Below are 229 nucleotides of genomic sequence, written 5' to 3'. Positions count from 1 at the left end.
GGTAAGTGCCGGCCCGGACACGGACCCGACCCGACACACGTCCGCGCCTCGGTCGGCGAGGCGCTCCAGGGCGGTGGTCAGGTCGAGCGGGTAGCTGCTCGGGAACTCGACGGGCCGGCCCGTCCCGGGGTGCTCGAAACCGAGCCGGACGGCGTGCAGCCACTGGCGCGGCAGGCCGAGACGGGCGGCGAGCGGGGGGTCGGCGCCGTTGCTCGTGTCGCCGACGCAG

Annotated in this window: 1 pseudogene; it reads right to left on the bottom strand. The window is 76.4% G+C overall.

The features are described 5' to 3' along the window. Window positions 1-229, bottom strand: a pseudogene (locus AC0I8G_RS26375) (hypothetical protein); the annotation flags it as partial.

The sequence above is a fragment of the Kineococcus sp. AC630 genome, from assembly GCF_979255925.1.
The sequence above is the reverse complement of the archived record's forward strand: the minus strand, read 5'-3'. Positions and strand labels throughout refer to the sequence as shown.